Annotated in this window: 19 protein-coding genes and 1 tRNA gene; 10 read left to right on the top strand and 10 right to left on the bottom strand. The window is 63.1% G+C overall.

The window, feature by feature from the left end; translation table 11 throughout:
* The first annotated feature begins 54 nt into the window (after positions 1-54).
* Positions 55-705: a response regulator transcription factor ErdR gene (gene erdR / locus BLV18_RS15405; protein ID WP_090359724.1), complete on the top strand. Its 651-nt coding sequence runs from the start codon at positions 55-57 to the stop codon at positions 703-705.
* Between the two features lie 70 nt (positions 706-775).
* Positions 776-1,138 carry a diacylglycerol kinase gene (locus BLV18_RS15400; protein WP_056843836.1) on the top strand — a complete coding sequence of 121 codons (363 nt, stop codon included), beginning with the start codon at positions 776-778 and terminating at the stop codon, positions 1,136-1,138.
* A gap of 13 nt (positions 1,139-1,151) precedes the next feature.
* On the opposite strand, the gene BLV18_RS15395 is transcribed toward BLV18_RS15400, so the two are convergent.
* Positions 1,152-2,078: a LysR family transcriptional regulator gene (locus BLV18_RS15395; protein WP_056843835.1), complete on the bottom strand. Its 927-nt coding sequence runs from the start codon at positions 2,076-2,078 to the stop codon at positions 1,152-1,154.
* A 118-nt stretch (positions 2,079-2,196) separates the two neighbouring features.
* On the opposite strand from BLV18_RS15395, the gene fpr reads away from it, so the two are divergent.
* Entirely contained in the window at positions 2,197-2,976 is a 780-nt protein-coding gene (gene fpr / locus BLV18_RS15390; protein WP_002554680.1) for a ferredoxin-NADP reductase, read from the top strand.
* Positions 2,977-3,040: 64 nt separating this feature from the next.
* Here the strand turns inward: fpr and tsaA are convergent, their stop codons facing one another.
* The 4 genes from tsaA to rimO all read right to left on the bottom strand — a co-directional run bounded on the left by tsaA (position 3,041) and on the right by rimO (position 6,456).
* Positions 3,041-3,733, bottom strand: a complete 693-nt coding sequence (gene tsaA / locus BLV18_RS15385) for a tRNA (N6-threonylcarbamoyladenosine(37)-N6)-methyltransferase TrmO (protein ID WP_090359722.1) — start codon at positions 3,731-3,733, stop codon at positions 3,041-3,043.
* A gap of 5 nt (positions 3,734-3,738) precedes the next feature.
* Positions 3,739-4,200, bottom strand: a complete 462-nt coding sequence (locus BLV18_RS15380; protein WP_090359721.1) for a YehS family protein — start codon at positions 4,198-4,200, stop codon at positions 3,739-3,741.
* 55 nt (positions 4,201-4,255) lie between these two features.
* The gene (locus BLV18_RS15375; RefSeq protein WP_090359719.1) at positions 4,256-4,966 is read right to left on the bottom strand and encodes an rRNA pseudouridine synthase; all 711 of its coding nucleotides are present in this window, start codon (positions 4,964-4,966) and stop codon (positions 4,256-4,258) included.
* Between the two features lie 152 nt (positions 4,967-5,118).
* Positions 5,119-6,456 carry a 30S ribosomal protein S12 methylthiotransferase RimO gene (gene rimO / locus BLV18_RS15370; protein ID WP_049862251.1) on the bottom strand — a complete coding sequence of 446 codons (1,338 nt, stop codon included), beginning with the start codon at positions 6,454-6,456 and terminating at the stop codon, positions 5,119-5,121.
* Between the two features lie 196 nt (positions 6,457-6,652).
* Here rimO and BLV18_RS15365 point away from each other — a divergent pair, with 196 nt between their 5' ends.
* On the top strand, positions 6,653-8,551 hold the full coding sequence (locus BLV18_RS15365) for a potassium transporter Kup (protein WP_090359717.1): 1,899 nt from the start codon (positions 6,653-6,655) through the stop codon (positions 8,549-8,551).
* 140 nt (positions 8,552-8,691) lie between these two features.
* Here BLV18_RS15365 and BLV18_RS15360 read toward each other — a convergent pair whose 3' ends face one another.
* From BLV18_RS15360 to rne, 4 genes are all read right to left on the bottom strand, one after another.
* Positions 8,692-9,972 carry a virulence factor family protein gene (locus tag BLV18_RS15360; RefSeq protein ID WP_090359715.1) on the bottom strand — a complete coding sequence of 427 codons (1,281 nt, stop codon included), beginning with the start codon at positions 9,970-9,972 and terminating at the stop codon, positions 8,692-8,694.
* Entirely contained in the window at positions 9,972-12,626 is a 2,655-nt protein-coding gene (gene mprF / locus BLV18_RS15355; protein WP_167375951.1) for a bifunctional lysylphosphatidylglycerol flippase/synthetase MprF, read from the bottom strand. The genes BLV18_RS15360 and mprF overlap by 1 nt, the downstream gene beginning before the upstream one ends.
* Before the next feature lie 234 nt (positions 12,627-12,860).
* Positions 12,861-12,937, bottom strand: a tRNA-Met gene (locus tag BLV18_RS15350).
* Positions 12,938-13,080: 143 nt separating this feature from the next.
* Positions 13,081-16,497, bottom strand: coding sequence for a ribonuclease E (gene rne, locus BLV18_RS15345; protein WP_090359711.1), 3,417 nt, complete (start codon positions 16,495-16,497; stop codon positions 13,081-13,083).
* A 734-nt stretch (positions 16,498-17,231) separates the two neighbouring features.
* Here rne and rluC point away from each other — a divergent pair.
* From rluC to BLV18_RS15330, 3 genes are read left to right on the top strand one after another with little or no spacing between them, the layout of a single operon-like run.
* A complete protein-coding gene (rluC, locus tag BLV18_RS15340; RefSeq protein ID WP_090362328.1) occupies positions 17,232-18,188 on the top strand; it encodes a 23S rRNA pseudouridine(955/2504/2580) synthase RluC in 957 nt (318 codons plus the stop codon).
* Positions 18,178-18,858 carry an HAD-IIIA family hydrolase gene (locus BLV18_RS15335; protein ID WP_090359709.1) on the top strand — a complete coding sequence of 227 codons (681 nt, stop codon included), beginning with the start codon at positions 18,178-18,180 and terminating at the stop codon, positions 18,856-18,858. Before rluC ends, BLV18_RS15335 begins: the two co-directional genes overlap by 11 nt.
* A 10-nt stretch (positions 18,859-18,868) precedes the next feature.
* On the top strand, positions 18,869-19,867 hold the full coding sequence (locus BLV18_RS15330) for a S49 family peptidase (protein ID WP_090359707.1): 999 nt from the start codon (positions 18,869-18,871) through the stop codon (positions 19,865-19,867).
* Positions 19,868-19,940: 73 nt separating this feature from the next.
* On the opposite strand, the gene BLV18_RS15325 is transcribed toward BLV18_RS15330, so the two are convergent.
* A complete protein-coding gene (locus tag BLV18_RS15325) occupies positions 19,941-20,519 on the bottom strand; it encodes a Maf family protein (protein WP_090359705.1) in 579 nt (192 codons plus the stop codon).
* 94 nt (positions 20,520-20,613) lie between these two features.
* Between BLV18_RS15325 and BLV18_RS15320 the strand changes: the two genes are divergently transcribed.
* Genes BLV18_RS15320 through plsX form a run of 3 tightly spaced genes read left to right on the top strand, consistent with a single transcriptional unit; the run spans position 20,614 to position 22,351 of the window.
* Positions 20,614-21,141, top strand: a complete 528-nt coding sequence (locus BLV18_RS15320) for a YceD family protein (RefSeq protein ID WP_043185209.1) — start codon at positions 20,614-20,616, stop codon at positions 21,139-21,141.
* Between the two features lie 13 nt (positions 21,142-21,154).
* Complete coding sequence (rpmF, locus tag BLV18_RS15315) at positions 21,155-21,337, top strand: 50S ribosomal protein L32 (protein ID WP_003179396.1); 183 nt, start codon at positions 21,155-21,157, stop codon at positions 21,335-21,337.
* Between the two features lie 3 nt (positions 21,338-21,340).
* A complete protein-coding gene (gene plsX / locus BLV18_RS15310; protein ID WP_082223729.1) occupies positions 21,341-22,351 on the top strand; it encodes a phosphate acyltransferase PlsX in 1,011 nt (336 codons plus the stop codon).
* Positions 22,352-22,388 lie beyond the last annotated feature (37 nt).

Raw genomic sequence — 22,388 nt, 5'->3', positions numbered from 1 at the left:
GCCGAATCGGGCGGTACTGTCCGAGCGGCTTCATTTCCTGGAATCCTGTGATCAATGGCCACTTACGAAATCCTGATCGCCGACGACCATCCTCTGTTCCGCAGTGCGCTGCACCAGGCCTTGACCATGGGACTGGGCGCGGACGTGCGTCTGGTCGAGGTGGCGAGCATTGCCGAGCTCGAGGGGCGTCTCGATGAAAAGGCCGACTGGGACCTGGTGCTGTTGGATCTCAACATGCCAGGTGCCTATGGCTTCTCGGGACTGGTCTTGCTGCGTGGCCAATACCCGCAGATCCCGGTGGTGATGGTCTCGGCCCAGGAAGATGCCTGGGTCATGGTGCGCTCGCGTGAATTTGGTGCCAGTGGCTTCATCCCCAAGTCGAGTCCGCTGGAAACCATCCAGACCGCCGTGCGTGATGTGCTGGATGGGGAGGTGTGGTGGCCGCCGCAGGCGTTCGAGGCGGTCAGCGTCTCGGCTGAAGCCAAGGCTGCCAGCGAAGGACTGGCCAGCTTGACGCCGCAACAGTTCCGGGTGCTCACCATGGTCTGCGAAGGGTTGCTGAACAAGCAGATCGCCTACGAGCTGGGCGTGTCGGAAGCCACGATCAAGGCCCATGTGACGGCGATCTTCCGCAAGCTGGGCGTGCGGACTCGCACCCAGGCCGCCTTGCTGTTGCAACAACTGGAGTCCACCTCCGCGAACTGAGCTGTACCGTCACCTCTTTCAATGCCGAACGTTTCAGTGTCGGCCGTTTTCCCTTTCCGGATCGTCGCGCATGTCACCTTTCAAGGGCCAGACCGGCCTCAAACGTATTCTCAACGCCACCGGCTACTCCTTTGACGGCCTGCGCGCCGCCTTCACCGGCGAAGCCGCGTTCCGCCAACTGGTGCTGCTCAACGTCGTGCTGGTGCCGGTAAGCTTTTTGCTGCAGGTCAGCCGTGTGGAGCGGGCGGTGCTCATTGCCGTGTGCTTGCTGGCGTTGATCGTGGAGCTGCTCAATTCGGCGATCGAGGCGGCCATCGACCGCATCTCGCTGGAGCGTCATCCGTTGTCGAAGAATGCCAAGGACATGGGTAGCGCCGCCCAGTTCGTCGCGCTGACCATGATCGTGCTGGTGTGGGCAGTGATTCTGCTGTGACCGGCGCCTGAGGTCAGGCGATGTCGGGCAGCACGATTTCGTCGCTGCGCTGGGCGCCGGCGGTGAAGGCGCGGCACAGTTCGAGAAACTCGCGCATCGCCGACGTCTGGTATTTGCGTTTGTGCCAGATGAAGTAGAACTGTCGCGCCAGATCCAGTTCGGGCGTGTGCACCGGCACCAGGCTGCCGCGCCGAAAGGCGTCGCGCAAGGCCAGTCGCGAGATGCAGCCGATGCCCAGCCCGGACTCCACGGCACGCTTGATCGCTTCGGTGTGTTCCAGTTCGAGGCGGATGTTGAGTGCCAGGCGATGGTGGCGCATGGCTTGGTCAAAGGTCAGGCGCGTGCCCGAGCCTTGTTCGCGCAGAATCCACGCCTCCTGGGTCAGCAGCGCCAGGCTGGCGCTGGATACGCGAGCCAATGGGTGACGCGGTGCGCAGAACACCACCAGCTCGTCTTCGACCCACGGCTGCACCTCGATGTCGGGATGACTGCAGTCGCCTTCGATCAAGCCCAGGTCGATTTCGTAATGGGCGACCTGCTGGACGATGTTGGCGGTGTTCTGTACGTGCAGCTTGACCTGGCTTTCCGGGTGCACCTGCATGAAGCGGCCGATCAGCAAAGTGGCCAGGTAGTTGCCGATGGTCAAGGTCGCGCCCACCGCCAGCGAGCCGAATCCGGACTTGCCGTTGAGCAGGTCTTCGATTTCCTTGGCCTGGTCGAGCAGGGCCACGGCCTGGGGCAGCAATTGATGGCCCAGGGCGTTGAGACTCAGGCGCTTGCCGGCGCGGTCGAACAGCTGACAGCTCGATTGCCGCTCAAGCTCGGTGATGGAGGTGCTGGTCGCCGACTGCGACAGCGACAGCAGGTTGGCAGCGCGCGACACGCTTTCTTGCTGGGCCACGGTGACGAAGACTTGCAACTGGCGGAGTGTGAATCGCATATCTATATAACCGATTACCCATATCTCAATAATCCATTTAACAGATATTGTTGATCCCCGTAAACTACTGCGCACTCGCGCCCCTGTCAGGCGTACGCTTTTTCTAGGAGCCCCGTACATGAGCAACATGAACCACGAACGTGTACTCAGTGTTCATCACTGGAATGACACCCTGTTTAGCTTCAAGTGCACCCGCGATCCGGGCCTGCGCTTCGAGAACGGGCAGTTCGTGATGATCGGCCTGCAGCAGCCCAACGGCCGCCCGCTTATGCGCGCCTACTCGATCGCCAGCCCGAACTGGGAAGAGCATCTGGAGTTCTTCAGCATCAAGGTGCCTGACGGCCCGCTGACCTCGCAGCTGCAGCACCTCAAGGAAGGCGACGAGATCATCATCAGCAAGAAGCCCACCGGCACGCTGGTCCTCGACGACCTGAAGCCAGGCAAGCACCTCTATCTGCTGAGCACGGGCACTGGCCTGGCGCCATTCATGAGCGTCATCCAGGACCCGGAAACCTACGAGCGCTTCGAGAAGGTCATTCTCTGCCACGGCGTGCGTTACGTGAACGAGGTCGCCTACCGCGAGTTCATCACCGAGCACCTGCCGCAGAACGAGTTCTTCGGTGAAGCCCTGCGCGACAAGCTGATTTACTACCCCACCGTGACGCGTGAGCCGTTCGAGAACGAAGGCCGCCTGACCGACCTGATGCGCAGCGGCAAGCTGTTCAGTGACATCGGCCTGCCGCCGATCAACCCGCAGGACGACCGTGCCATGCTGTGCGGCAGCCCGAGCATGCTCGACGAGACCAGCGAAGTGCTCAACAGCTTCGGCCTGACCGTTTCGCCACGCATGCGTGAGCCGGGTGACTACCTGATCGAGCGCGCCTTCGTCGAGAAGTAAGCGGCTGAGCAGCATCCTGAAAAAAACCGCCCTCGGGCGGTTTTTTTGTGGCCTGTGAAAAGGTCTAGGGCAACACCACTTCCAGCACGCGAATCAGGTCGGGTTGCGGGTAGTGCCAGCGCACGTCCACATCCCAGAATCGCGCACCGTATTCGCGCTCCGGCGCGGGTTTCTGGTAGGCCGGACGCGGGTCCTGGGCCAGGCACTGCTCGATCAGTTCGACCAAGGGCTGCTGCAAGCGAGCGCCGTGCGTTCGGGCTTGCACCAGACCGGCCTCCTGCCACTGCACGGCAATAGGCTCGGGCGCGGCGCTGGCAATCGCGTTGACGGCGCCAGGCACGTTGTCCGCATAAGGCACGTAGGGTTTGACGTCCAGCACGGGCGTGCCGTCCAGCAAATCGATACCGGACAGGTGCAAGCGCGAGCCTTCGATCTTGTCCAAGCGCACCACTGACTGGCCAATGCCGTTGGGTCGATGGGTAGCGCGGGTGGCGAAGACGCCGATCGACTGGTTGCCCCCCAGCCGTGGTGGACGAACCTTCAAGCGCGGCTTGTCTTCCAAGGCCTCATGGAACATGAACAGCAGCCACACATGGCTGACCTGTTCCAGACCCTGCACAGCCTCGCCCTGATCGAACGGTGGCAATAGCTCAAGCACGCCGCGCGCGGCCGGCGCCAGTTGGGGCTGGCGCGGGATGGCGAATTTTTCCTTGAAACAGGAGCGGACAAAACCGATGGGTTCGACGCTATAGGCCATAGGGCTTAACCGCGGACCCGCAGGGTCAGGCCCTTGAGGAAGTTGCGCAGCAACTGGTCGCCACAGGGACGGTAGTTGTTATGGCCGAACTTGCGAAACAGGGCGCTCAGCTCGGGCTTGGACACCGGAAAGTCCACCGACTTGAGCACGGCGTGCATGTCGTCTTCCTTGAGCTCGAAGGCCACGCGCAGTTTCTTCAACACGATGTTGTTGGTCACTGGCAGCTCGACCGGCTGGGCCGGGCGGCTCTCGTCACGACCACGGCGATAGATCACCAGGCCGTCGAGAAAGTGCGCCAGGACCGCGTCCGGGCAATGCACGAAGCCTTCTTCCTCGTCTTTTTTGGTGTAGGCGATGACGTCGGCCTTGCTGATCTCCAGTCCGCCCAGGGCAGTGATGTCAGCCACCTTGCCATCGCTGATGTCGAGCATGTAGCGCACGCTGCGCAGTACATCGTTGTGAATCATGGTGTAGGTCCTGGTTGAACGACACTGCCCAGGCAGCGCCGGAAAAAGAGAGGGTTCAGAACTTTTCCTTGCTCGTCAAGTAGCGCCACTGGCCCAGCGGCAGCTTGCCCATCGACACCCCACCGACACGGATGCGACGGATCGAGACGATGGTCAGGCCGACACTGGCGCACAGTTGCTGCAATACGCCCGGTGCAGGGTTCTTCAGGGCGAAGCGCAGGCGTGTCTCGTTCTGCCAGCTGGCCTTGACCGCCGGCAGTGCCTTGCCTTTGTACAGTGCGCCGTGGTTGAGGCGATTGAGGCCGTGGGGGCTCATTTCGCCCGTCACTTCCACGACGTATTCCTGTTCGATCTTGGCCGCGTCGGCGGTCAGCTTGCGCAGGGTCTTCCAGTCCTGGGTGAAAATCTGCAGGCCACTGGCGTTGGCCGGCAACTCGGCCGCGCAGCTCAGGCGCAGGAAGTGGCCCTTGAGCGGGCGTTTGCCGAAGGCGTGCTCGCTGGACAAGGTCTGGGCGTCAAGGGTGGCCAGCGCCTCTTCGGCGCTCTGTCCCGGCGCCTGGTGCAGCAACAGGGTGACCGGTTCCGGCGCTTCGGCCTTGGCCTGCGGGTCGAGCTCGACCTTCTGCGCGTCCACCTTGAACTGCGGTTCGTCGACCACCACGCCGTCAACGGACACCCAGCCGCCTTCGATGAAGAGTTCAGCCTCGCGGCGGGAACACCCGACCAGTTCGATGAGGCGTTTGGAGAGACGAATGGGTTCAGACATGACTGCGGCCGTAGCTGGGAAAGGGCGCTAGTGTAACTGTCTGGCGGCGGTTAAGCCCGCGCAGATTACCCAGCGACCGGCAACGGGAGTGGGCGCGATGGCGAACCGGGTGGTTCGCCGCTGCCTCGTCTGCTGCTTTACGGGGACGCGAATCAGGCCAGTTCGGCCCACAAATCGTATTCGTCGGCGTCGACGATGGTGCACCAGACCTTGTCGCCCGGCTTGAGGTGAGTGGCATCGTCGATGAACACGTTACCGTCGATTTCCGGCGCATCGAAGAAGCAGCGACCCACGGCGCCCTGTTCCTCGACCTCATCGATCAGCACTTCCACGCGCTTGCCGATGCGCATCTGCAGGCGTGCCGCACTGATCGCCTGCTGGTGCGCCATGAAACGATCCCAGCGGTCCTGCTTCACGTCGTCCGCAACGATGTCGGCGTCCAGCAGGTTGGCCGGCGCGCCTTCGACCGGCGAGTACTGGAAGCAGCCGACGCGGTCCAGCTGGGCCTCGCTCAGCCAGTCCAGCAGGTACTGGAAATCCTCTTCGGTTTCGCCGGGGAAGCCGACGATGAAGGTCGAACGGATGATCAGATCCGGGCACTGCTCGCGCCACTTCTTGATGCGCGCCAGGGTCTTGTCTTCGAAGGCCGGGCGCTTCATCGCCTTGAGCACTTTCGGGCTGGCGTGCTGGAACGGGATGTCCAGGTACGGCAGGATCTTGCCGGCGGCCATCAGCGGAATGATGTCGTCGACGTTGGGGTAGGGGTACACGTAATGCAGGCGGACCCAGACGCCCAGGCTGCTCAGGGCTTCGCACAGTTCGAGCATGCGCGTCTTGACCGGGCGACCGTTCCAGAAATCGGTCTTGTACTTGACGTCCACGCCGTAGGCGCTGGTGTCTTGGGAGATGACCAGCACTTCCTTGACCCCGGCCTTGACCAGGCGCTCGGCCTCGCTCAGGACATCGCCCACCGGGCGGCTGACCAGCTTGCCGCGCATCGAGGGAATGATGCAGAAGCTGCAGCTGTGGTTGCAGCCTTCGGAAATCTTCAGGTAGGCATAGTGACGCGGCGTGAGCTTGATGCCCTGCGGGGGTACCAGGTCGATCAGCGGGTTGTGGTCCTGACGCGGTGGCACCACTTCGTGCACGGCGTTGACCACCTGCTCGTATTGCTGAGGGCCGGTGACCGATAGCACGCTGGGATGCACCTTGCGAATGGCATTCTCTTCGACGCCCATGCAGCCGGTGACGATGACCTTGCCGTTTTCCTTGAGCGCCTCGCCGATCACTTCCAGCGACTCGGCCTTGGCGGTGTCGATGAAGCCACAGGTGTTGACCACCACGACGTCGGCGTCTTCATAGGTCGGTACCACTTGGTAACCTTCCATGCGCAACTGAGTCAGGATGCGCTCGGAGTCGACCAGGGCCTTGGGGCAACCCAGCGAGACGAAGCCGACCTTTGGAGCGGCCGACGAAGGAGTGGTGGACATGGCTAACCTCGGTATCGATAGGGCCTCGTGGGCCGCACAGGCGGGCGCTGGGTACGCCTCTGATCAAAAAGTGCGCAATTCTAGCGATGGCGAGGTCTCTTGACCAGCATTATGCGAGGAATTACGACGAGTGCTGCGCTATGCTTCGCCGCGTCGCGCCACATGGCGTTACAAATCAAGGTCGCAGGAGTAGTCGATGGTTCAGGCAAGTAGTGACGGCAATGGTGGGCATTCGACAGCCCGCCCGATCGGCATGCTGGTGGCAGCGGTCGGCGTCGTATATGGCGACATCGGCACCAGTCCGCTGTACACCCTCAAGGAGGTCTTTTCCGGGGGCTACGGCGTACCCATTTCCCACGATGGCGTGCTGGGCATCCTCTCGTTGATCTTCTGGTCGCTGATCTGGGTGGTCTCGATCAAATACATGCTGTTCGTGCTGCGCGCCGACAACCAGGGCGAGGGCGGCATCATGGCCCTGACAGCACTGGCGACCCGTGCCACTTCAGCACTGCCCAGGCTGCGCGCGTTGATGGTGGTGTGCGGATTGGCCGGTGCGGCGCTGTTCTACGGCGACAGCATGATCACTCCGGCCGTCTCGGTGCTTTCGGCGATCGAGGGCATGGAGTTGGCCTTCGATGGCCTGGAGCGCTGGGTTGTGCCCATGGCGCTGGTGGTGCTGGTGGCCTTGTTCCTGATCCAGAAACACGGCACCCAGCGCATCGGCAAGCTGTTCGGTCCGGTGATGGTGATGTGGTTTCTGGTGCTGGGGCTGCTCGGCGCCTACGGCGTGTACCAGCACCCCGAGGTGCTCAAGGCGTTGAATCCGGTGTGGGCAGTGCGCTTCTTCATCGTTCATCCCGGCATGGGCGTGGCGATTTTGGGCGCCGTGGTGCTGGCATTGACCGGTGCCGAAGCGCTGTACGCCGACATGGGCCATTTCGGCCGCAAGCCGATCGCTCGCGCCTGGTTCATCCTGGTATTGCCCGCTCTGGTGCTGAACTACTTCGGTCAGGGTGGCCTGCTACTGGAGAATCCCGAAGCGGCGCGCAACCCGTTCTTCCTGCTGGCGCCGGGCTGGGCCCTGGTGCCCTTGGTGGCATTGTCCACCCTGGCCACCGTGATCGCTTCGCAGGCAGTGATTTCCGGCGCCTTTTCCCTGACCCAGCAGGCCATTCAGCTGGGCTATATTCCGCGCATGCACATTCAGCACACGTCGAGCAGCGAGCAGGGGCAGATCTACATCGGCGCCGTGAACTGGGCGTTGATGGTCGGCGTGGTGCTGTTGGTGATCGGCTTCGAATCCTCCGGCGCCCTGGCTTCGGCCTACGGTGTGGCGGTCACGGGCACCATGCTGATGACGACCATTCTGGTCTCGGCGGTGATGCTGCTGCTGTGGAAATGGCCGCCAGTGCTGGCCGTGCCAGTGTTGATCGGCTGCCTGCTGGTGGATGGCCTGTTCTTCGCCGCCAACGTGCCGAAGATCATCCAGGGCGGTGCCTTTCCGGTGCTGGCGGGGACCGTGCTGTTCATCCTCATGACCACCTGGAAGCGCGGCAAGCAACTGCTGGTCGAGCGGATCGACGAGGGCGGACTGCCGCTGCCTATCTTCATCGGCAGCATCAGCGTGCAGCCACCGCATCGCGTCCAGGGCACGGCGGTGTTCCTGACCGCGCGCTCCGATGCCGTACCCCATGCGCTGTTGCATAACCTGCTGCACAACCAGGTGCTGCATGAACAAGTGGTGCTGTTGACGGTAGTCAACGAGGACACGCCGCGGGTGCCAGTGGGCCGTCGATTCGAAGTGCAAAGCTATGGTGAGGGGTTCTTCAGGGTGATTCTGCACTACGGCTTCATGGATGAACCGGACGTACCGGGCGCCCTGGCCCTGTGTGATCTGCCGGACCTGGACTTCAGCCCGATGCGTACCACCTATTTCCTCAGTCGCGAAACAGTGATCCCCTCCAAGCTGGCCGGCATGGCGCGTTGGCGCGAGCAGTTGTTCGCCTTCATGTTGAAGAACGCCAACGGCAACCTGCGCTTCTTCAAGCTGCCAGTGAATCGGGTGATCGAGCTGGGTACGCAGGTGGAGATGTAGGGGAGGCAGCAGCAGGGCATGCCCATTGCTGACTCGACTCCCCTGCAGGAGCGGGCAGTGCCCGCGAAGAAGCCCCACCTGACACCCACAAAAAAGCCCCGGTACCTGTTCAGGTCCGGGGCTTTGTTTTTAGAGCCGGATCAGTTCGAGCCGGTACGCTTGTCGATCTGCTGCACTAGGCGCTTGGCCAGCGCAGGGTAGTTCTCGTCGAAGTGATGCCCGCCTGGCAGCTTCATTTTCTCACCCACTGCGGTGGCTTCGGTGCAGCCGCTTTCATCGGCCTCTTCCTCGCCGTAAACGCAGACCACCTTGGCGGCCGGCAGCTTGGCCATTTCCGGGCCGGTAGGTGCCTCCTTGCCCGCATTGCCCAGCCATCCCTCGACTTCGATCTCGAAGCTGCCACTGCGCGCGAAGGCCAGCAGGATGATCGCGCTGACGCTGTTCTGCTCTTCGGCGGGCAAGCGATTGTAAATCGCTGGCAGCACGTCGGCACCGAACGAATAGCCGGTCAGCACGAAGCGCTTCGCACCCCATTTCTGTCGGTAGTAATGCATCAGTTCGACCAGGTCGTCGGCGCTTTGCTCGGGTGTCTTGTGCTCCCAGTAATAGCGCAGGGTGTCGATGCCCACCGTCGGGTAACCCATGGTCGCCATGTCTCCGGCCACCGCCTTGTCGAGGTCGCGCCAGCCGCCATCGCCGGAAAGGAACAGGCTGACGGTGTCGTTGCTCTGCGTTGCGGGCACCTCGACCACCGGAATGGCCAGGTGGGTGCCTTCATCGCCGACCAGAATATCGGTGACCTGATTCTTCAACACCTGCGGCAGCTTCACGTCGTAATCGCTGATGACGGTCTGGGCATTGGGTTGGTCGCGCACGAACGCGGCGCTGGCGTCGTCGGGGTTGTCGTTCCAGGCGACCATCCATTGACCATGCTCGGCCTTCTTCGGCAACTCCGGCAGACAGCCGTCGGGTTTCTCCACGCTCAGATCCACCGACACGGCCTGGGCCTTATCGTTGTCCTGCGTGGCCAGCCAGCGCCAGGCCAGCGAGGCGCCCGGACCGATCCCCGCCACCAGATCCGGTTTGGCGTCGAGTCGCTCGATGGCGGCATTCAAGGCGGCTTGCTGCGCGCTGCAGTCGGTTTCCGGCAGGATCACCTGGACGATGTGCGCGGAGGCGTCCCGGCTCAAGTCCAGCAACTGCTTGTCAGTCAGGGCTTCGGCGGCGGGCAGTGCGATGGCCACCCGGGACTTGGTCCGCGTGCCGGGGACGACATCGCGAGCTTCGCTGCCGTTGCTCAGGCGTTGTACGCTGAGCTGGGCAGCTGGGACAGGGCGAGTGGCCCACCAGTAGTAGCCGGCAGCTGCCAGCAGCAGTACCACGATCAAGGCGAACAACTTGCGCCAGTAACGTCGAATCATCAGCGTTTCACCAATCCTGTCAGGCCACCTGCAATGAGGGCGGCGGTATCGGCCAGTGCCACCAGCGGATCAAGGCCCGCCGGCACGGCCATGTAGCGAGGCTCCCAGGTAGGCTGGAACTTGTCCTTGAACCGGCGCAGGCCTTGGAAGTTGTACAACTGCTCGCCACGATTGAACACCATCGAGCCCAGGCGCTGGGTCAGGGGGGCACCGCGTCGCGGTTGCAGACCGGACAGCGGCACCATGCCCAGACTGAAGCGCCCGTAGCCGTGTTTCTTGTAGTGCTGGATCAAGCCTACCATCATGAACTCCATGGTCAGCTTGGGCGCCTGGGGATGCGCACGCATCAGGTCCAGGCTGGCCAGTTCCCTGCTGTCGGTTTCCAGCAGGTTGGCGAACGCCACGGGCTTACCTTCGAAATGGACGATCGCGATGCGGAAATGGTTCAGGTATTCAGGACTGAAGCGGCCCAGGGAAAAACCCTTTTCCCGTACGTTCTTGCCCGTGAGCCACGCATCGGAAATGACCTTGAGCTCTTCCAGCGGCGCCTGTCCGGGTTCGTAGATCTCCAGTGACAGACCGTCGCGGGTGCCGCGGTTCCAGGTGTAGCGCAGGTCCTTCATCTCCTTGCCCTTGGCTTCCAGATCGAAAGCGTACAAGTCGACCCGGGCCTCTTCGCCCAGCTTGATCGCGGTCAGGCCGATGTCCATGTAGAACGGCAGGTTCTCGGCCCGGACCTGATAGAACACCGGGCGCGCGTGGTGAAAGTCGCACAGGTCGCGGAACTGCCAGATCATTTCGGCGCGCGGCTGGGTCGGGCCTATGGGGTCGTACAGCGCCACCAGGCTGCGCCCGCGGCGGGCATACATCAGAAAGGCTTCATCCTTGGGGTGGAACAGCAGTGCCTTGTCGCCGGTCAGGGCCAGGCCACCATCGGGCTGGTGCGACGCCTTGAGAATGGTCGCGGCGCGCTGCATTTCCTCGGGTGTGGGCAGATGGATCACCGGGCGCGCGGTGCGCAGCAGCCAGGTCAGCGCAACCACGATCAACAACACTGCGCTGCCCAGGGCCGAACGCAGGCCGCGAGGTGCATCGGCATCCAACGCAAACTGCCACCACAGCTTGGTGCTGTAGGGCACGTCCTGGTAGGCGAAGAACAGCAACCAGATCGACGCACCCACCACGCACACGCTGGCGATCAGGTACAGCGGGGAGAGCGGCAGCTCCAGCAGGCGGCTGGGCCGGTAGAAGGAGCGCTTGAAGACGGCGAGCAGCAGTGCAGTCATGCACAGCAGCGAGGCCTCTTCCCAGTCGAAGCCCTTGAGCAGCGACAGCACGGCACCCACCAGCAGCAGCACCATGGTCAATACCCACGCGGCCGACAGGCGACGGCGCAACCCCTGTGCCAGCAGCAGGCACAGCACGCCCACCAGACTGGCACCCAGGTGCGAAGCATCGATCAGGCGGTGGGGGATCAGAAAGCCCAGGTCCTGCAGGCGCGTATCGATCTCTGGGGTCGCACCGGAGAACAGCAGCACGACCCCGGACAGGAACACCAGCACCGCCAGGATCGGAGCGGCGAGCCCGGAGGCCACGCGAATGGCCTGCTGGGCGAAGAACAAACGGCGCGCTTCGTTGGCCAGCAGCAGCACGCACGCCACCAGCATCGGCAGCACGACATAGATCAGGCGATACAGCAGCAGCGCCGCTGCCAGGGGCGCGGCGCCCAGGGTGTCGGCGAACGCTGCGAGCAGAATCGCCTCGAAGACCCCGACGCCCCCAGGTACGTGGCTGAGCACCCCGGCAGCGAGGGCCAGCAGGTAGATCAGCACGAAGGCACCGAACGGCGGAGCCTCGGGCAGCAACAGATAGAGCACGGTGGCGGCTGCCACCACGTCCAGTGCGGTGATGACCAGTTGCAGCAGGGTCAGGCGCGCACTCGGTAAGCGCAGGGTGCGATGTCCGGCGCGGACCAGCAGGTTATCGGCCAGCGGCTGCTCGGCAAGACGACGTCGATAGACGCCCAGCACCAGCAGGGCAGTCAGTAGCAGCACGATCGCGGCGATGGTTCCCAGCAGCCCTTGCGAAAGCCCCAGGGCCAGCGAGGCGGCAGGCAGGCTGCTCAGGGTGGCCACGGCGGCAAGCGGCGGCAATGCACAGCCCAGCGAAAGGCTGGCGAACAAGGTCATGCGCGCGACTTCGCCCGCGCCTACGCCCAGTCGCGAGTACAACCGGTAACGAACCGAACCGCCGGACAGCATCGACAAGCCGATGGCGTTGCCGATGGCGAACGAGGTAAAGCCCCCCAGGGCCAAGGTACGTGCCGGGAGGGTCACATTCGCATAGCGGCTGGCGGACCATTCATAGCCCAGCAGAATGATGAAGCCGCAGACCATGGCCAGCAAGGCTCCGCCCAGTGCGGCAGGCGGCGTGGCCAGTACCGAGTCGTGCAGCGCGTAGATGTCCAGTTCGCTGAGCAGGTGCCGACAGGCGAGCAGGGCGATGGCAAACAGCAACAGGGTAACGGCCAGCCCCACCGGCTGCCGGTAGCGGCTCAGCAGATCCAGCCAGCGCGCGCGCTCGGGCTTGATCGGGCCGGCGGCAGCGGCAGGTGGGAGTTCCATAGCGGTTGAGTCGGGCAAGTCAGAGCGCATCAATCACCTCTTGGATTGTGCGCAACAGGATGCCGGGATCCCGTCAAAGTACCAATCCCTGTGGAAAAAATAATTCGCGCCATTCTAACGCCTGTGCGCCATGGGTGACCGGCGCCTGGCCAACTGTAAAGCAATTTTCACATTGCTCGCGTGCAGCCTTCGTTAGGTGGCTATTGGCTTTTTCGAGCGCATACGAAAAAGGCCACCCGTTTATAGAGTGGCCCTTCCGATGTTTGGTTGCGGGAGCCGGATTTGAACCGACGACCTTCGGGTTATGAGCCCGACGAGCTACCAGACTGCTCCATCCCGCGTCTGTGGAGGCGCATTCTACAGATACCTGTGAGGCTGTCAACGCATTAGATGCATTAAGCTTCAAATCAGCCCGAATATCTGAGCGGCAGGCAAGAAAAAGCCCCCGGCGCGTGGGCGGCGGGGGCTGATTCACACGCAGTGATTACACCAGCGGCTTGGGCTCGTCCTGAGTACCTTGCGCGCTGTCAGCAGCGCTCGATACTTCGGTTTCAGGCTTGAGCGCGGCGAGCTTCGCTGCTTCCTCGGCTTCGCGCTTGCGACGACGCACTTCGCGAGGATCGTTGGGCGCACGGCCGTTGCTCGGCCGCCCCGGTGCCGGTTCGGCTTCCTTGGGCGGCTCGGGTTGTGCAACCACCACAGGCTCGCTCGCAGGAGCAGGTTCGGCAACCGGCGCGATGACCGGTTCTACCGTCACAGGCTCGACGGCGGCAGGTTCGACCGCGACTGGCTCGACAGGCGACGGCTCCACAGCAGCAGGTTCGCTGATCTGGTGCAGGGCAGGCTCGGCAGGCTCGGCAGGCAACGAAGGCACTTCTTCGACGGCTGGCACGGCGCGCGGCTGGAACGCAGGCTCGTTGACCTGTGCTGGATCGACGACCACCGGTGCGTCCACTTCGACGTCGGCGCCGGGCTGGCTGATCGGCGCAGGGGTGGTGTCGAACGGAGGCGTTACTTCCACCGGCTCGGCGACGTCCTGCTGCACTGGCTCGTGAGTCTTGGCAGGCTTGGCTGCTTCGACGACGGGCTGTTGCTCGACCACAGGTGCAGCGCTTTCGTTGGCAGGCGCCGCCCAGGTGTCCGGTGCCGAGACCGTTGCAGGGCGTTCGACTTCGGCAGGGCTGTCCGCCTGGACAGGGGTAGCAACCGGCGTCTCGACGGCGGCTTCGGCAGTCGGCGCAGTGGCGACGATTTCCGGCGCAGCCAGGCTTTCGCCTTCAGCGTCGACTTCCTGGGCAGCGGCAGGTTGCACGCTGCGATTGGCCTGTTCGGCCTGTTCGTGGGCCTGGGCTTCGGCAGAAGCGCTGATGGCGTTTTCCGCGACTGCGGCTGTGACGGCAACGCTGGCGGCCAAGGCTGCACCGTTGGACTCGCCTTGGGTAGTCGACTCGTTGGGCTCTTCCGAGCCTTCGATCACGTCACCGTTGGCATCGCGTTGACGTTCGCGACGGTTGCTGCGGCGACGCTGACCACGGGAGCGGCGACGCGGACGATCGCCGTCGTTGCCTTCCTGGTTGTCGTCCTGCAGCAGCTCTCCGTTGTTCAGCACGTCTTCGGCAGTGTCGGCGTCGGTTTCGGATGCCTGTTCCGGATGCGCTGCGCGTTCTTCGCGGGCAACGCGAGGCTGACGTTCTTCACGGGCCGGACGTTCCTCGCGTGGTGCGCGTTCTTCACGGGCTGGGCGCTCTTCACGCGGTGCACGTTCCTCACGAGGAGCGCGCTCTTCGCGGGTCACGCGCTCTTCACGTGGAGCACGCTCCTCGCGGGCGGGGCGTTCTTCGCGAGCGGTCGGTGCGTCCAGAGGCTCACGCAGTTCACGTACCCGTGGTGCGTCGTCGCCACCGTTGCGTGGGCGGCGGTCTTCACGCGGAGCGCGCGGCTGGCGTTCCTCGCGCGGCGCGCGGGCAGGGCGTTCTTCGCGTGCGGCGGGTGCATCTTCGCGGGCGGCGCGGTCTTCACGCGGTGCGCGGTCTTCGCGCGGCTTGCGTTCTTCGTCGCGGCGATTGCTGCTGCGGTTGCGGCTCTGCTGACGACCGTTGCGACGCTCTTCGCGTGCTGGGCGCTCGGGGGTGGTGGTGGCAGGCTTCTCGACGACCACCGGAGCGGCAGGCGTTTCCTTGGTGGCGAACAGGCTGACCAGGGACTTGACCAGACCCTTGAACAGGCTTGGCTCGGCGATCTGTGGAGCCGGTGCGGGCGCAGCTGCGGCCACGGGCGCTGCTTCTTCGGCGGCAACCGGAGCGGCAGTGCGGGTCGGCGCGGTTTTCACCGCCGCTTCCTGGCGAACCAGGGTGCGGGTGGCGGCCACTGGTTGTACTTCTTCCACTTCGGCGGCGGCGATTTCGTAGCTGGATTGGCTGTTCTGCGCTTCCGGGCTGTCGTCGCGCAGGCGCTGCACTTCGAAGTGCGGCGTTTCCAGGTGATCGTTCGGCAGGATCACGATACGGGCGCGGGTACGCAGTTCAATCTTGGTGATCGAGTTGCGTTTTTCGTTGAGCAGGAAGGCAGCGACTGGAATCGGCACCTGGGCGCGGACTTCGGCAGTGCGGTCCTTCAGGGCTTCTTCTTCGATCAGGCGCAGGATGGCCAGCGACAGCGATTCGACGTCACGGATGATCCCGGTGCCGCTGCAACGAGGGCAGACGATGCCGCTGCTTTCGCCCAGCGAAGGGCGCAGGCGCTGACGGGACATTTCCAGCAGGCCGAAACGGGAGATACGACCCACCTGGACACGAGCGCGGTCGGCTTCCAGCGATTCACGGACCTTGTCTTCCACGGCGCGCTGGTTCTTGGCCGGAGTCATGTCGATGAAGTCGATGACGATCAGGCCGCCGATGTCGCGCAAGCGCAGCTGACGAGCGATCTCTTCGGCGGCTTCGAGGTTGGTCTGCAGGGCGGTTTCTTCGATGTCGCTGCCCTTGGTGGCGCGCGCCGAGTTGATGTCGATGGACACCAGTGCTTCGGTCGGGTCGATGACGATCGAGCCACCGGAAGGCAGTTCGACCACGCGCTGGAAAGCGGTTTCGATCTGGCTTTCGATCTGGAAGCGGTTGAACAGGGGGACGCTGTCTTCGTACAGCTTGATCTTGCTGGCGTACTGCGGCATCACCTGGCGGATGAAGGTCAGGGCTTCGTCCTGGGCTTCGACGCTGTCGATCAGCACTTCGCCGATGTCCTGGCGCAGGTAGTCGCGGATGGCGCGGATGATGACGTTGCTTTCCTGATAGATCAGGAATGGCGCGGAGCGGTCCAGGGAGGCTTCCTTGATCGCGGTCCACAGTTGCAGCAGGTAGTCCAGGTCCCACTGCATCTCTTCGCTGCTGCGGCCCAGGCCGGCAGTGCGGACGATCAGGCCCATGTCGGCCGGAGCCACCAGGCCATTGAGTGCTTCGCGCAGCTCGTTGCGCTCTTCGCCTTCGATGCGACGGGAGATGCCGCCGGCTCGTGGGTTGTTGGGCATCAGCACCAGATAGCGACCGGCCAGGCTGATGAACGTGGTCAGGGCTGCGCCCTTGTTGCCGCGCTCTTCCTTCTCGACCTGGACGATGACTTCCTGGCCTTCGCTCAGGACTTCCTTGATGTTGACGCGGCCTTCAGGGTTTTTCTTGAAGTATTCGCGGGAGATTTCCTTGAGGGGCAGGAAGCCGTGGCGTTCCGAGCCGAAGTCGACGAAGGCGGCCTCAAGGCTGGGTTCGATGCGAGTGATGCGGCCTTTATAGATGTTGGCCTTCTTCTGCTCGCGGGCGCCGGACTCGATGTCCAGGTCGTAGAGGCGCTGGCCGTCTACCAGGGCAACACGCAACTCTTCGGGTTGAGTTGCGTTAATCAGCATTCTTTTCATGTAGTACCGTCGGTTTCCGGGCTGCCGGAAACGGCGTTCGGCACACACGACTTCTCACGGTCGGTGTCAGGTGCGTCAACAGGGCCTAGGCCACTGCAGTGTCCAGCGATATCTGCCCAACAGGGGCGGAACCGCGACGACGCGTCCTGCTTGCTGTGGTGTCAAAAGCACTCAGTCAGGAGGAGGAATCAATCGTCTGGCGTGGACGCCCTTGAGCGTCTTGTTCAAGACCGGCATGGCAGAAGTGCCTGAGGCTGCTTCCTGCCGTGACGCGGTACTACACGGTCCGACGGTTGTGCATCTCCACCCTACACGTATCCCTGATAATTCGGGTGCTGCCGCGCGCTGAATCCGCAACGGGTTGGCAATATCGCGAACTTCAATTCGTAAAGTTCGCCCTGTATGACTAAGGCGTTGGGTTTCCGAAGCTTGTGCCTGAACTGGGTGAGAGCGACTGCGAAGCGGGAGTGGCGTCGAACAAAGGCAGGAAGGTGTCCGGTATGCCGGGGTTCCTGGGCTTTCATCGGCCTTCTCGCACCTGCGCGGGCGTTGCCCTCAAATACTCCGTAACTGGCAAAAGCCCCGTAGGACGGCCTCGCGTCCTCGAGAATTGCGTTGGTCAGGGCTGGTTCATAACCGCTTGTCCGCTGCCCAGCCGCTTATGGCGGCGTTCGCGACTATAGCAGCAATCATTAAGTGCTTCAAATCCATAAAAAATTGTTATGATCGCGGCCATGACGACTACTACTCCCCCAACCTCCGGCGTTCAGCTGATCGAGGTTGCGCCGGAACTTGCCGGCCAACGCATAGACAACTTCCTCATCACGGCGCTCAAGGGCGTGCCCAAAACCTTGATCTATCGCATCCTGCGCAAGGGCGAAGTGCGAGTGAACAAAGGGCGCATCAAGCCCGAATACAAACTGCAGGCTGGCGACATCGTGCGCGTGCCGCCGGTGCGCCTGCCCGAGCGCGACGCGCCGGTGCCGGTGGCGCAAGGGCTGCTGCAGCGCCTCGAGGACGCCATCGTCTACGAAGACAAGGCGCTGATCGTGCTGAACAAGCCGGCAGGCATTGCCGTGCACGGCGGCAGTGGCCTGAGCTTCGGTGTGATCGAAGCCTTTCGCCAGTTGCGTCCCGATGCCAAGGAGCTCGAGCTCGTGCATCGCCTGGACCGGGACACCTCCGGCCTGTTGATGATCGCCAAGAAGCGCAGCATGCTGCGCCACCTGCACGCGGCGCTGCGTGGCGACGGTGTCGACAAACGCTACATGGCCCTGGTGCGTGGCCATTGGGCAACTGCCAAGAAACAGGTCAATGCGCCTTTGCTCAAGAGTAACCTGCGCTCCGGCGAGCGCATGGTCGAGATCAACGAAGAAGGCAAGGAAGCGCTGACCCTGTTCAAGGTGCTGCGTCGCTTCGGCGACTTCGCGACCATCGTCGAAGCACGCCCCATCACCGGGCGCACCCATCAGATCCGTGTGCATGCCCTGCACGCCGGGCATGAGATCGCTGGCGATACCAAGTACGGCGACGAGAACTTCTCCAAGGAGGTTCGCGACCTGGGTGGCAAGCGGCTGTTCCTGCATGCCTACGCGCTGACCGTGCCGCTACCCGATGGCGGCGAGCTGAAGGTCGAGGCACCAGTCGACGAGGTCTGGGCCAAGACCGTGGAGCGACTGAGTGCAAGCTGATTACAAACTGCTGATTTTCGACTGGGATGGCACCCTGTGCGACTCCATCGGCCGGATCGTCGAGGCCATGCACGCCGCAGCGGCGGCATCGGGGTATTCGCCCTGCAGTGACGAGGCGGTCAAGGGCATCATCGGCCTGGCCTTGCCCGAAGCCATCAGCGTGTTGTACCCCCAGCTCGACGACGTACAGGTGATGGCTATGCGCGATCGCTATGCCGACGCCTACATGGCCCTGGACGCTACCCCTTCCTTGTTGTATCCCGGGGTCCGCGAGGCCTTGCTTGGGTTTCGCGAGCAGGGTTACCGCCTTGCGGTGGCCACCGGCAAGGCGCGCCGAGGGCTGGACCGTGTGCTCAAGGCCCACGGCTGGGAGGAATTTTTCGACATCACCCGGGCGGCCGATGAAACCCGCGGCAAACCCCATCCTCTGATGCTTGAGCAGATCATGAGCCATTGTGAGGTGGGGCCTGAGCGTTCGCTGATGGTCGGCGATGCCTCGTTCGATCTATTGATGGCCCGCAATGCCGGCATGCACAGCGTGGCAGTGGGTTATGGCGCCTTGCCGCTGGACGTGCTGCGGCAATACGAACCGCAGCTGTGTATCGAGTCGTTCGATCAACTGCCGCAGTGGTTGGACAGTCGCCGCGCCGGTGCGCGTGGCCTTGCATAAGGAGTAGAGAATGTCTGACCAATGGAAAGCGCCGCGCAGCGAAGAAGACAGCGCCCCGATCGGCGACGAGAAAAGCTGGCGATTGCTGGAAAAGACTCTGCTGGCCAGTGTTCAGGAGCAGCGCCGCGCACGCCGGTGGGGCATATTCTTCAAGTTCTTGACCTTTATTTACCTGTTCGGCGCGATCTTGCTGTTTTCGCCGTTGCTGGATATGGAAAAGGCTGCCACCAGTGGTGCATCCGGGTACACCGCCGTGATCGACGTACGCGGCGTGATTGCCGACAAGGAGGCGGCGAGCGCAGACAACATCGTCGGCAGCCTGCGCAGCGCCTTTGAGGACACCAAAGTAAAAGGCGTGATCCTGCGCATCAACAGTCCTGGCGGCAGCCCGGTGCAGTCCGGCTATGTGTACGACGAGATCCGTCGCCTGCGCGGTGAGCACCCGGACATCAAGGTCTATGCAGTGATCGCCGACCTGGGCGCCTCCGGTGCCTATTACATTGCCAGCGCGGCTGATGAGATCTATGCGGACAAATCCAGCCTGGTCGGTTCCATCGGTGTGACCGCGGCCGGCTACGGCTTCGTCGGCACCATGGAAAAGCTGGGCGTGGAGCGACGCGCCTATACCTCGGGTGAGCACAAGGCCTTCCTGGATCCGTTCCAACCGCAGCGCGCCGATGAGACCGAGTTCTGGAAGGGCGTTCTGGCCACGACCCATCGACAGTTCATCGACAGCGTGAAGGCCGGGCGTGGCGATCGACTCAAGGACAAGGAGCATCCGGAGCTGTTTTCCGGGCTGATCTGGTCGGGCGAGCAGGCGCTGCAACTGGGCCTGGTCGATGCCTTGGGCAGTAGTAGCATGGTTGCCCGTGACGTGATCGGCGCCAAGGATATGGTCGACTTCACCGTGAAGGAGTCGCCACTGGACCGTTTCTCGAAAAAGCTGGGTGCCAGCGTTGCCGATCAGATCGCCATGTGGATGGGGTTCCAGGGGCCGAGTCTGCGCTGAGGTCATGCGGGGCGGTCAAGGGCCCTTTCGCGGGCCCTCTGCCCCGAAGGCAATCGTGATCGCCCTGCAGGACTCAAGGGATTTGCAGACCTTCTTTGAGCAGCATGTCCACCAGGCGAATCAGCGGCAGGCCGACCAAGCTGGTGGCGTCCGGGCCTTCGGTGCTCTGGAACAGGCTCACGCCCAGCCCTTCGGCCTTGAAGCTGCCGGCGCAGTCATAGGGCTTTTCCGCCAGCAGATAGCGCTCGATGGCTGCGGTCGAGAGCCGGCGCATGTTCACCGTGAACGGCACCACATCGACCTGGCACTCGCCGCTGTCCACATTCAATAGCGCAAGACCGGTGAGAAACGTGACGGATGCACCGCTGGCGGCGACCAACTGTTCGCGCGCACGTTCGAAATCCAGCGGCTTGCCCAGAATTCTCTCTTCCAGCACCGCGACCTGATCCGAACCAATGATCAGATGCCCGGGGTGGGCGGCCGACAGTGCCCGCGCCTTCTGTTCGGCCAGGCGTTTGACCAGGGCGCACGCCGGCTCGTCTGGCAGGTGGCTTTCATCGATATCGGGCGAGGCGCAGGTGAACGGCAGACGCAGCCGCGACAGCAGTTCGCGACGGTAGGGCGAGCTGGAAGCAAGTAGCAGGGCGGGCATGGCAGGCTCCTGTGGATGAACGGCCACTCTATCACGCACCGAGGCCCGAATTTCCTTTGACAGGTGAGGGGGGCGTCCCTAGAATGCTGCGCCTATGTTGAATGACCCGATTCCACCTCACGTTGACCCGCGCAAATTGGCAGATCGTGGCGTAACCCTCGAAGGTTCGCTGCAGTTGGCCGATTTGGAGAGACTCTGCGACCCGCTTTCCGACAACGTCGGTACGGTGCAGGCCAAATTCATCTTCGAACGAGACGAACGCAAGGCCGTGGTCATCCACAGCTGCCTGGACGTCGAAGTCAAGATGGTTTGCCAGCGTTGTCTTGAGCTGGTAACCCTGCCGATCCACAGCGAATGCAGTTACGCCGTGGTGAAGGAGGGTGCGAACACCCAGTCGTTACCGAAAGGTTATGACGTGCTGGAACTGGGCGAAGATCCATTGGATCTGCAGGCGCTGGTCGAGGAGGAGCTGTTGCTCGCCTTGCCTATCGTGCCTGCTCATCATCCGGAAGAATGCCAGCAGCCGGCGGGAGCAGATGATCCCGATCCGAGCGAGGACGAGGTAACGCGGTCCAACCCGTTCAGTGTATTGGCGCAGTTAAAGCGTGACCCAAACGTTTAGGAGTTAATCAATTATGGCTGTTCAGCAGAACAAAAAATCCCGCTCTGCCCGTGACATGCGCCGTTCGCACGACGCACTCGAGGCAAGCACCCTGTCGGTCGAAAAGACCACCGGTGAAGTGCACCTGCGTCACCACGTATCGCCTGAAGGCGTATACCGTGGCCGTAAAGTGATCGACAAGGGCGCTGACGAGTAAATCTTGTCCGCTCAGTCCGTCGCGATTGATGCAATGGGCGGGGACTTCGGTCCCCGCAGCATTGTTCAGGCCAGCCTTGCCTGCCTGTCCGCTACGCCCTCGCTGCACCTGACCCTCGTCGGTCACCCTCAACTCCTTGAAGAACTGATTGCCAGCCAGCCGGCGGTGGATCGCTCACGCCTGCACGTCGCTGCCGCCAGCGAAGTGGTCGGCATGGACGAGCGCCCGTCACAGGCGTTGCGCGGCAAGCCCGATTCCTCGATGCGGGTGGCGCTCCAGTTGCTGCGCGACGAGCAGGTCCAGGCCGTGGTCAGCGCGGGCAACACCGGGGCCTTGATGGCGCTGTCCAGGCACCTGCTCAAGACGCTGCCCGGTATCGACCGCCCCGCGATGATGGCCGCCATTCCCACGCGGGGAGGCTACTGCCAGCTGCTCGACCTGGGCGCCAATGTCGATTGCAGCGCCGAGCATCTGTATCAGTTCGCCGTGATGGGGTCGGTGGCCGCTCAAGCGCTGGGTGTCGAACGGCCACGGGTGGCGCTGCTCAACGTCGGTACCGAGGACATCAAGGGCAACCAGCAGGTCAAGCTGGCGGCAAGTCTGCTGCGCAAGGCGCAGGGCTTGAACTACACCGGCTTCATCGAAGGCGACGGGGTGTTCCGAGGCGAGGCCGATGTGGTGGTGTGCGACGGTTTCGTTGGCAATATTCTGCTCAAGTCCAACGAGGGTCTGGCCGGGATGTTTGCCGAACGCGTTCAGGCGCTGTTCCAGAGCAGCCTGATGGCGCGGGCCGTGGGCGCCCTCGCCATGCCGCTGCTCAAGCGCTTGCAGGCCGATCTGGCGCCGGCGCGCTACAACGGCGCCAGTTTCCTCGGCCTGCAGGGTATCGTGGTGAAGAGCCACGGCGCCGCAGGCGTGGAAGGCTTGCAGTGCGCGATAGACCGTGCACGCGACGAGATTCGTGAAAACCTGCCCCAGCGCCTGCACGGGCGGTTGGCGCAGATGCTGCTTTAGGCATGCCTGGCCCCCAGTGCTTGAATGTGACCACGGG

Source organism: Pseudomonas coleopterorum (genome assembly GCF_900105555.1).
Lineage (GTDB): Bacteria > Pseudomonadota > Gammaproteobacteria > Pseudomonadales > Pseudomonadaceae > Aquipseudomonas > Aquipseudomonas coleopterorum.
Note: the sequence above shows the minus strand (reverse complement) of the source record. Positions and strands in the feature narration are given on the sequence as shown.